The organism is uncultured Methylobacterium sp. (assembly GCF_964242245.1).
Classification (GTDB): domain Bacteria; phylum Pseudomonadota; class Alphaproteobacteria; order Rhizobiales; family Beijerinckiaceae; genus Methylobacterium.
The window spans coordinates 1-9,059 of the sequence record NZ_CAXTBY010000133.1 but is presented as its reverse complement, the minus strand read 5'-3'; the positions used below and the strand labels follow the sequence as shown (position 1 = coordinate 9,059).

Sequence of the window (9,059 nt, the reverse complement as noted above, 5' to 3'; positions counted from 1 at the left end):
CCTCACCGTCGCTTCGGCTCCGCCTCTCGCTTCCCGCCTGCACGACGGGGTGCAGCCGGGCCTCTCCCCGCACACGGGGAGAGGAGACCTGTCGCGCCGGCTGAGACATCTTCGGTGACGCGTCATACCCACGGCCTGAAATTCCGATTCCCTCTGCCGCCGTCCGCCGCACGCGTTGCCATGCGTGCGGCGGACCGCCCTTGAGGCGTCGGCTTCAAGGGCTGCCGGTATCACCCCGCCGCGTCCCAGGTCTCGCTGATGCGGCGTCCGTCGCGGGTCAGGTGCGCGCGCAGCACCACGTCGCCCGGCGGCAGCGGGTTCGGCGGGCGCCACTCGACGTAGAGGCGCCAGCCTCCGGTCTGCGGCACGGGGGCGGCCACCGGATCGTGCATCGTGCCGGCGGTGGCCGAGACCACGGCCGCGATGCCCGCGGCCTCCGCGTCGATCGCGCCGCGCGGCAGGTCCGGCCCCTCGAAGTCGACGACGTAGAGGCGCCGCTCCGGGCTCGGCGGGTCAGTCGGGCGCAGGCGCTCGGCGGAGCCGACGCGGGTCGAGACCACGCGGGCGAGCGCGCCCAGCAGCGGCACCGGCTCCGCGCCCACCGTCGTCAGGCCGTAGGCCACCGCGATCGGCCGCCCCGGCACGACGGGCGCGTCCGGCACGAAGGCGGCGACGACGTTGTCCATGTACTCCTCGACCGAGGGGATCTCGAAGAGCTGGACCGCGCCCGACGCGAAGACGCCGGCCGCGACCGTCCCGGGCCGTGGTGCCTCGGCCGGCTCGACCCACAGGCCCGGCCGCGCCTCGTGCCGCGCCTCGACGTCGCGGTAGGCGTCAAAATTCCGCTCGCGCTGCATCAGTCCGAAGCCTTCGAGCGGCGCGGCGCGGAAGGCCGAGATCTGCGGATCGCGCCGGCCGTTGGTGAGCGGCCGCCACAGCCGGTCGCCGGCTGTGCGCACCAGGAGTCCGTCGGAATCGTGCACCTGCGGGCGGAAGTCGTCGAAGGGCTTGGCCCCCCGCGCGCCCGGCCCGTTCTGCCCGTGCAGGAACATGCTGGTCAGCGGCGCGAGGCCGAGCTGCGCGATGGGTTTTCGCGGGTGGAGGGCGGCGGTAACCCGTATCCGCGCGGGATCGCCCGGCGTGATGTCGAAGCGGTAGGCGCCGGCGAGGCTCGGGCCGTCGAGGAGCGAGAGCACGGTGATCGTGCCCGCCTCTTCCTCCGGCTCGACGATCCAGTGGGCGGTGAAGTCCGGAAACTCCTCGCCCGCGGTCGATCCGGTGCCGATCGCCGCAGCCCGCGCCGAGAGCCCGTATTCCTGGCCCTCCCCCCGCAGCCGGAAGTAGGCGGCGCCGAGGAACACCAGGAACTCCTCCTGGAAGCCCGGCGGCCGGCCGGCGGGCGCGTCGGTCGCGGCGTAGTGCAGGCGGAAGCCCGCGAAGCCGAGATCGGCCGGAAAGCTCCGGCCCGCGAGCGTCGGCCCCAGGTCGAACAGGCCGGACGCGTAGGCGACCGGCCGGGCCGGGCCGGTCCGCGGCTGCACGAACAGCGCGACGCGCTTGCGCTGGAGGAAGCCGCGGTGGAAGAGCTGCGCGCTGAAGCGATGCCCGAGGCGCAGGCCCGCGGCCGGCCGGAAGACGATGGCGCGGTACCCGTCGTAGGTCAGCGCCGCGAGCGGGGCCGGCAGGTCCTCGGGCGGGGGGACGTAGGCTGCGGCCGCCAGCCGCTCGGCCCGCGCGGCGACGTCCGCGAAGGTCGTCGGCGCGCCGCCCGCGTCCTGCGCGCCGGGGCTCTCCTGCGCCCTCGTTCGGTCCCCATTCAGATCGATGGCGCTAGGTACGAGGCTGCCGGCAGCCGCCGTCAGGGCGGTTCGAAGAACACGGCGACGGGAGGGACATTCGGCCCCGCCGGCCTCCGGCGGAGCCTGCGGCCGGGCTGGTCCCGGCGCAACGCCTCGCGTCTCGGTGCCCTCGCGCATCGGCCCCACGCCCCCGGGCGCCCCGGGCCGGTGTCCCTCACGCTCGAGTTCCATGCGCCCCATGAGTTCCATGCGCCCCATGTCGTCTCCGCGTCCCATTGCCACCCCGCCGCGTCCGCAGGCCGCCCCGGTCGACGACCGGCCGCAGGACCGCGCGGCGCCACTCGCACCCTCGGCGCCCCGTGTCGAGGTCTGGCAGGGGCGAAGGGGACGCGGATCGCTGCGGTGGCGCCGCCTCGCGCTCGCGGTCCCGTCGCTCGCGACCGGCGCGGCCATCGCCGTCCTGGCGGACCTCGCCTACCCGGCCGGCGGCTGGCTCGGGGGCGCGGTGCTGGCGCTGTTCTGCGTGGTGATGGCGTGGCAGGCGTTCGTGGCGTGGCAGTACCTCTACGGGCTGGTCGCCGCGGCGCTGGGCGCCCGCGCCACGTCGGTCGTCAAGTCGGCCCTGGAGCGCCGCGCGGAGACGGTGCCGATCCGCGCCTCGGGCCTCAGCCGCACCGCGGCCGTGGTGGCGATCCACGCCGAGGACGCGGTCGCGGTGTTCGCAGCACTTCGGGTGATGGCGCGCTCGCTGGCGCGTGCGGACGGTTGCTCCGACGACATCGACCTGTTCGTTCTGTCCGACACCCGCGACGGCGCGGTCGCAGCGGTCGAGGAGCACGAGTTCGCCCGCATCCAGGCGTGGCGCGAGACCGCCGGCCCCGGCATCCCGCGCGTCCGCTACCGGCGACGCACGGCGAATGTCGGCCGCAAGGCCGGCAACATCGCGGAGTTCTGCGCCAGCTACGGGCCCGAGTACGACTTCATGATCGTGCTCGACGCCGACAGCCTGATGACCGGGCCGGCGATGCGCCGCCTCGTCCGGCTGATGGAGGAGAGCCCGACGACCGGCCTGATCCAGACCGTCTCGTACGCGGCCGGCCGCGACACCCTGTTCGCGCGCATCCAGCAATTCGCCGTGCGCCTCTACGCGCCGCTGGCGCTTCGCTGTCTGGAGACGTGGCAGGGGCCGGACGGGAGCTACTGGGGCCACAACGCGATCGTGCGGATCGCGGCCTTCGCCGAGCACGCGCGGCTCCCCGTCCTGCCCGGCCGCGCGCCGCTCGGCGGCGAGATCCTGTGCCACGACATCGTCGAGGGCGGGCTGCTGGTCCGCGCCGGCTGGGAGGTGCGCCTGCTGCCGGAGATGGGCGGCACCTGGGAGGAGATGCCGACGAACCTCGTCGACCTCCTCGGGCGCGAGCGCCGCTGGTGCCAGGGCAACATGCAGCACCTGCGCGTCCTGTCCTGGCCGGGGCTTGCCGCGGCGAGCCGCTGGCACCTCCTCGTCGGCATCCTCGCCTACGCGATGCTGCCCCTGTGGATCGCCTATCTCGGCCTCGGCACGTGGCTCGCCGCCCGCACCGGCGACCTCGGCCTGCTGGCCTACGGGCTGACCGGCACCGGCCCCGCAGCGCACGCGCTCGCGGCGCTGACGGTCGCCGTGCTGGTCCTGCCGAAGCTCCTGAGCCTTGCCCACGTGCTGGCCTCGCCCGCGCGCCGCGCGGCCTTCGGCGGCACCGGCCCGCTGCTGGCAAGCGCCGCCCTGGAGCAGGCGGCCTGGGTGCTGCTGTGGCCGGTGATGACCCTGTTCACCGCGGGCGCCGTGCTCTCGACCCTCGTCGGCCGGGTGGTGCGCTGGGACGCGCAGGTGCGCGAGGACCGCCGGGTCGGCTGGGGGGAGGCCTGCCGCCTCCAGGCGGACGCCCTGGTCGTCGGCGCCCTGCTCTGCGCGGTGCTCGCCTGCGTCGGCGACCCGCAGCTCGCCCTGTGGATGGCGCCGGTCGCCCTGGCCCTGCTCGCGAGCCCGGCCTCGAGCGTGCTCACGAGCCGCGCCGACCTCGGGCGGCTCGCCCGCGCCCGCGGCCTGTTCCTGACGATCGACGACACGGCGCGGCCGGCCGAACTCGCCGACCTCGCCGAGCGCCGCCCCGGGTCGGTCCCCGCCCGCCCGGCGCCGCGGGAGGCGCAGGGCGTCTGGCGTCCCGCAACCGACGAGGCGTGAGGCAGGCTGCGCACCCTCCCTCCGCCGTGCGGCGCTACTTGTTCTCCAGCACGTCGATCGGGTTGGTGCGCTGGCTGGCGGGCGGCTCCCGGGTGAGGTTGCGCGCGCCGGACTCCTGGGGCGCCTTGCCGGCGGGCGCGCCCGGCCCGCCGGTGGCCGCGCCGCCGCTGCCCGGCTGCGACGGCACCGTCCCGCTCGCGAGTTCGAGGCAGGTCACCATCTCGACGTAGGACGGATAGCCGCCGGCCGTGAACTGGGCCTCGCACTGGCGCTTGGCCGCGGGCTTGTAGTCGTCCCAGTGCCGCTCGGCCTCGCGCTTGGCCTCGCGCTCCGAGCGCAGGCAGCCCTCCTCGCTGGCGTTGTCGCTGATGCTGACGTTGGCTTGGTTGGCCGACTTGCAGGTCTTCTCGATGTCGAGCTTCGGCACCGCGTCCGCGCGGGCGGGACCGGCCGGGATTGCGAGGGCGGCGAGGGCGCAGGCGCCGGCAAGCGGTCGTCTCATCGGGGTCTGCTCATGGTCTCGTGGGGCGCGGCGGCGCCGGAAGGATGCTCCGGCACAACGCGCGGACGCCGCGCCGGTCCCCGCCGCGGGCTAAGTTTGATTCGCGCGCACCGCCCCTGCTCCGAGGCAAAGCACTCCCGCCCACGCGGTTTCCAGTTGATCTGTTGGGTCGAGCGCCTTCCCTCCCCCCTATGCGGGGGAGGGTGGCCCTCGCGTGAGCGAGGGTCGGGTGAGGGGTGCGCGCTGTCCGGAACCGGCGCTCCCCTCACCCGACTTAGCTCGCGGGCCACCCTCTCCCGCAGCGGGGAGAGGGAAGGACGCGCGGATGACGGGAGACGATACCCCTGAACCGATCGACCGGAGATCGTATCAGGGGCCGCCCGCGTGCGCGGCCCGGAGCGCCGCGTCGAGGTCGCGGAACAAGTCGTCCGGGTCCTCGATGCCGGTCGAGAGGCGCAGGAGGTCGGGCGGACAGGGGCTGTCCGGCCCCTCCACCGAGGCGCGGTGCTCGATCAGGCTCTCGACGCCGCCGAGCGAGGTCGCCCGCTTCCACAGGGCGACGCGGGCGGCGGTGGCGATCGCCGCCGCCTCGCCGCCCGCAACCCGGATGGAGAGCATGAAGCCGAAGCCGCCCGCCATCTGCCGCGCCGCGACCGCGTGGCCGGGATCGTCGGGCAGGCCCGGATAGAGCACGCGGGCGACGTGCGGATGCGCGGCCAACCGCTCGGCCAGCGCCTGCGCGCTCGCCGCCTGCGCCGCGGCGCGCAGGTGCAGGGTGCGGAGCGAGCGCATCAGCAGGTAGGCCTCGAACGGCCCGAGGATGGCGCCGCCGCCCGCGCGGATCGCGCCGATCCGCGCCCAGAAGGCGTCGGGCGCGCGCGCGGCGAGCACGCCGGCGACCACGTCGGAATGGCCGTTGAGGATCTTGGTGGCCGAGTGCATCACGAGGTCGGCCCCGAGCACCAGCGGCCGCGTGTGCACCGGCGAGGCGGCGGTGGAATCGACCGCGAGCCGCGCGCCGGCCGCGTGCGCGATCCCGGCGGCCGCCGCGATGTCGGTGATGGTCCAGAGCGGGTTGCCCGGCGTCTCGATCCAGACGAGCTTCGTCCGGCCCGGCCGCATCGCCGCTTTCAGCGCGTCGAGGTCGTCGGCGGGCACGAAGTCGAGGTCGAGCCGGCGGCGCGGCGCCTCCTCGCGCAGCCAGCGCCGGAGGCCCCAGTACATCACGATGGGCGCGACGACGTGGTCGCCCGGTTCGAGCGCCTGGAACACGGCAGTCGCCGCCGCCATGCCCGAGCCGAACAGCAGCGCCCCCGCGGCCTCCTCCAGCATGGCGAGCACGGCTTCCGCCTCGCGCACCGTCGCGTTGTCGGGCCGCGCGTAGGAGAAGCCCGACGCGTAGCCGTTGTCCGCGTCGCGGATGAAGGTGGTCGAGACGTGCAGCGGCGCCACCACGGCCCGCGTCGCGGGATCGACGCGGCCCATCGCCTGGGCCGCGCGTGTCCGCTTCGCCCAGGGCGCGCGTGAATCCTCCACGCGCGCGCTGGTCTCGGCAGTCCGGTCCGGTGCATCGGGTCGGGTCATGGCGGCCTCCGCGGGCTGACGGGCTTCGTGGCGGCGCGCCTGACACGAACGGGGCCGGAACCGCAACCCGAACCTGCCGCCTGTCGCGTCTCGGTTTGAAATCGAAATTGGGCAGTACGCTCCGTTTGCGACCCACAGCAGACCAACACAGTTGTGAGCGGGGGCCGCCATTGGGGCGGCCCGCCCTTCTGGGCGGAAGGCGCCTTGCCGGCATCGAGCCGGCCGCGGCCCCGGCGCACCTAACCTAGCACCGTCCGGCGACCGGGGAGCCTTCCCGGTGGAGCAGGACGCGATCCAGTGCCCGCCGCGCCGTCATGCCGTCGCGGACGAAACCGGCCACGGTCTGGGTCGTGTCGAGCGCAATTTCTATTGAATAACCGCTGTTTAAGAGGTGCCAGACAACGCTTCCGACCCACGTAATATTTTATTTGGAAAATACTTCGAATCAGCCCCAATAATATTACCTGATCGATACTGTATTCTCCTGTTCCCATAATGCAGATCGCAGCTAGATCTCCAGCGAGACCCTTGACAGTTCGCTCGTATTAACGGAAGACTGCTACGCCCATTTTTAGAGCAGGATTTCCGTCATGAAGATTGCATTGTGCATCATGGTAGCAAGTTCTATGTGCGTATTGAGCGCTGGTTCGGTGAGTGCCCAAAGTAGCGGAACGATATGCGGACCAAGCTGTAATCCAGGTTCGAAGGGAAAGATCTACAAGGCTACGGGTAAAGCCAAGTGCCCCCCTGGATATAAGGCCCGCGGTTCACAGTGCTTTCAGCGGTTGAACTGAGTGACATAACGTAAGACATGGGGCATGAGCCGGATGCCGCTACGCTATTCTGGTGCACGGTGACGCAGAGCTAGGGTCTGTTGTCATTTGATCCAATCGCGGGCGGTGCCGCGCAGTTTCGCGAAGCGCAATGCGGATGGGTCCCTGCGCCACGCTGTCCGCTGCACGTGGTTCTCCGAGGTTCCCCGGGCGGGGTCGATGTGCGAGCTACAGGGTTACATCGAGAGCTGGCCCCTGTTCGTCTGGCTGCCGTCGAGTGGCATCAACGATTGGGACGCGATGTTCGCGCGGGTCGGCGAGTTCGTGACACGCCACGTCGTGGACCGAACCGAGCTACCCGAGGCGGCGCGAGCCCCGCAGTGAGTGTGGCATGTCCGCTCCCCACCCTATGCGGACGACACAAGGCGAACCGATTTGGCTGCCGACCGTGGACGCATCAGCTTCAGCGGGCGCCGCGTGTCGAACCGAGTCACCTGCCCGCCGCGTCTGACGCCGAGGACATCATGCCGTCCGCCACCCGAGTTCCCCGAGGTCCGGCCCTCCCGCGCTGGCCGCGGCTCGCGGCCGCGATCCTGCCGGTGGCCGCGACGGCGCTGGTCGGGTCGCTGGCGACGCGGCCCGAGATTCCCGGATGGTACGCGGGTCTGGCCAAGCCCGCCTTCAACCCGCCGAACGCCGCGTTTCCGATCGCCTGGGCCACGCTGGACGTGCTGATCGCACTCTCGCTCTGGCGGCTCCTCGGCGCGCGGCCCCGCACCGGCCCATCGCGACAGGGGTGGCGGCTGGCGCTCGCCGCCTTCGCGGCGCAGCTCGCGCTCAACGCCGCCTGGACGCCGACGTTCTTCGCCGCCCACGCCGTCGGCGCCGGGCTGGCGGTGGTGGCCGCGCTCCTCGCCATGGTGCTCTGGACCATCCGGCTGACGTGGCGGTTCGATCGTCCCGCGGCGTGGCTGCTGGTGCCTTACGCCGCCTGGGTCGGCTTCGCGACGCTCCTGAACGCGGCGATCCTGCGCCTGAACTGACGTAGGCCGACCCTCGCGGCGGGCCAGCGAGCGGGCCGCGCCCGTCCCACGAACATGCGGGACAGACTGCGTATGTCCGCCGTCATGTCGTGACAAGGCAGGCAGGCGCGGCTAAGCTTGCCTCGGCACGGCCTTGGGCGCTCGATCGGCGCGCGGCCGGAGGGGTATACGAGACGTTCCATGGCGGGCCAGAAGACCGATCAACGCGACGCCTACGTCGGGCAGCGCATCGCCGAGCAGCGTCGGAGGGCGTCCCTGACCCAGAGGCGGGTCGCGCAGAGCTTCGGCATGTCCGCGGCCCAGCTCCAGAAGTACGAGAAGGGCACCAACCGCATCAGCGCGGTCCACCTCGACATCTTCTCGCGGATGACGGGGGTGCCGCTCGACCACTTCTTCCAGGGCATGCCGCGCCTCGACGACGTCCCCGCCGACGGGTTCGGCGAGGAGCGGCAGCGGCCCTACGTCGAAGGCGGCGACTGGCAGGGGCTGGCCGAGGTGGTGGCCCAGCACGTGAGCGAGCACTTCTCGGAGAGCGCCCGCCGCGACTTGGCCGCGGTGGTGCAGGCCCTCGACCGCAAGCTCAAGGCCTGAACCCTTCCGTTCCTCCGGCCGCTTCGTTCGATATAGCGGATTCGTTCGGCGCTCCACCTTGACCGTTCCGGACGCGGATGCGAAACCCGAGGCTTCGACCGGGTCGAGCGCCGCGATCAGGAGGGCGTGCCCGAGAGCGGGGATGCCTCCAGATGCCGCGTTCCGATTACCTGTTCACCAGCGAGTCCGTCTCCGAGGGCCACCCCGACAAGGTGAGCGACCGGATCTCGGACACCGTGGTCGACGCCTACATCGCCGCGATGCCGGAGGCGCGGCTCGGCGTCGAGACGCTGACCACGACGAACCGGGTCGTCATCGCCGGCGAGGTGCGCGGGCCCGACTCGGTGACCTTCAAGGACCTGGAGGACCTGACCCGCGCAGCCGTCAAGGACATCGGCTACGAGCAGGCGGGCTTCCACTGGAAGAACAACGAGGTCGCGATCTACCTGCACGCGCAGTCGGCCGACATCGCGCAGGGCGTGGACGCGGCGGGCAACAAGGACGAGGGCGCGGGCGACCAGGGCATCATGTTCGGCTACGCCGCCG

General features: G+C 72.5%; 8 protein-coding genes. 5 read left to right on the top strand and 3 right to left on the bottom strand.

Annotated features, from left to right (window positions below; translation table 11 throughout):
• Nucleotides 1–230 precede the first annotated feature (230 nt).
• Complete coding sequence (locus ACFE8Y_RS19070) at nt 231–1,976, bottom strand: glucan biosynthesis protein (RefSeq protein ID WP_375465953.1); 1,746 nt, start codon at nt 1,974–1,976, stop codon at nt 231–233.
• Between the two features lie 79 nt (nt 1,977–2,055).
• Here ACFE8Y_RS19070 and mdoH point away from each other — a divergent pair, with 79 nt between their 5' ends.
• On the top strand, nt 2,056–4,020 hold the full coding sequence (gene mdoH / locus ACFE8Y_RS19065) for a glucans biosynthesis glucosyltransferase MdoH (RefSeq protein WP_375465952.1): 1,965 nt from the start codon (nt 2,056–2,058) through the stop codon (nt 4,018–4,020).
• 34 nt (nt 4,021–4,054) lie between these two features.
• On the opposite strand, the gene ACFE8Y_RS19060 is transcribed toward mdoH, so the two are convergent.
• Both ACFE8Y_RS19060 and ACFE8Y_RS19055 read right to left on the bottom strand, forming a co-directional pair.
• Nucleotides 4,055–4,522: a hypothetical protein gene (locus ACFE8Y_RS19060; RefSeq protein WP_375465951.1), complete on the bottom strand. Its 468-nt coding sequence runs from the start codon at nt 4,520–4,522 to the stop codon at nt 4,055–4,057.
• Nucleotides 4,523–4,891: 369 nt separating this feature from the next.
• On the bottom strand, nt 4,892–6,106 hold the full coding sequence (locus ACFE8Y_RS19055; protein ID WP_375465950.1) for a trans-sulfuration enzyme family protein: 1,215 nt from the start codon (nt 6,104–6,106) through the stop codon (nt 4,892–4,894).
• A gap of 992 nt (nt 6,107–7,098) precedes the next feature.
• Between ACFE8Y_RS19055 and ACFE8Y_RS19050 the strand changes: the two genes are divergently transcribed.
• From ACFE8Y_RS19050 to ACFE8Y_RS19035, 4 genes are all read left to right on the top strand, one after another.
• On the top strand, nt 7,099–7,263 hold the full coding sequence (locus ACFE8Y_RS19050; protein WP_375465949.1) for a hypothetical protein: 165 nt from the start codon (nt 7,099–7,101) through the stop codon (nt 7,261–7,263).
• A 140-nt stretch (nt 7,264–7,403) separates the two neighbouring features.
• Complete coding sequence (locus ACFE8Y_RS19045; protein ID WP_375465948.1) at nt 7,404–7,922, top strand: TspO/MBR family protein; 519 nt, start codon at nt 7,404–7,406, stop codon at nt 7,920–7,922.
• Between the two features lie 180 nt (nt 7,923–8,102).
• The gene (locus ACFE8Y_RS19040; protein ID WP_375465947.1) at nt 8,103–8,513 is read left to right on the top strand and encodes a helix-turn-helix domain-containing protein; all 411 of its coding nucleotides are present in this window, start codon (nt 8,103–8,105) and stop codon (nt 8,511–8,513) included.
• Between the two features lie 152 nt (nt 8,514–8,665).
• The coding region (locus ACFE8Y_RS19035; RefSeq protein ID WP_375465946.1) for an S-adenosylmethionine synthetase N-terminal domain-containing protein at nt 8,666–9,059 on the top strand (394 nt) is incomplete at its 3' end.